Here is a 698-nt window from a genome sequence, read left to right as displayed (position 1 = left end):
GCGCTGCTGAACCTGCCGCAGGGTACGTTCGCCAGCAAGGTCGAGGTTGTCGATGGCAGCGTCAACGTGACCCGTGAAGTCGATGGCGGACTGGAAACGGTGAAGCTGAACACCCCGGCGATCATCACCACCGACCTGCGCCTCAATGAGCCGCGCTATGCGTCGCTGCCCAACATCATGAAGGCCAAGGCCAAGCCTTTGGCGAACAAGACGCCCGCCGATTATGGCGTGGATATCGCTGCGCGTCTGGAGACGCTCAAAGTTTCCGAACCGCCCAAGCGCTCGGCCGGCGTCAAGGTCGCCGATGTCGATGAACTGGTCGCTAAACTCAAGGCTCTAGGAGTGGCAGCATGAGCAAGACGCTCGTTTGGGTTGAACATGAGGGCGGCGCGGTCAAGGACGCGACCCTTTCCGCCGTGACCGCGGCCTCGAAGCTGGGCGACGTGCATCTGCTGGTCGCCGGGCAAGGCGTCGATGGCGTCGCTGCTGCGGCTGCCAAGATCGCCGGCGTGGGCAAGGTCCATGTCGCCGATGACGCAGCCTTTGGTCATGCGCTGCCGGAGAATGTCGCGCCGCTGATCGTCGAACTGATGGGGCATCATGACGCCTTCGTCGCGCCGGCCACCAGCAATGGCAAGAATATCGCCCCGCGCGTCGCCGCTCTGCTGGACGTGATGCAGATCAGCGACATCCTGTCG

Annotated in this window: 1 protein-coding gene and 1 pseudogene; both read left to right on the top strand. The window is 63.5% G+C overall.

Annotation, left to right across the window (positions count from 1 at the left end):
* The coding region (locus F4U94_RS24180; RefSeq protein ID WP_428842958.1) for an electron transfer flavoprotein subunit beta/FixA family protein at positions 1 to 354 on the top strand (354 nt) is incomplete at its 5' end.
* Positions 351 to 698, top strand: a pseudogene (locus tag F4U94_RS24175) (electron transfer flavoprotein subunit alpha/FixB family protein); the annotation flags it as partial. The gene F4U94_RS24180 and the pseudogene F4U94_RS24175, both read left to right, overlap by 4 nt.

Source organism: Sphingobium limneticum (assembly GCF_008710155.1).
GTDB lineage: Bacteria > Pseudomonadota > Alphaproteobacteria > Sphingomonadales > Sphingomonadaceae > Sphingobium > Sphingobium limneticum.
This window is presented reverse-complemented; position numbering and strand designations above follow the sequence as displayed.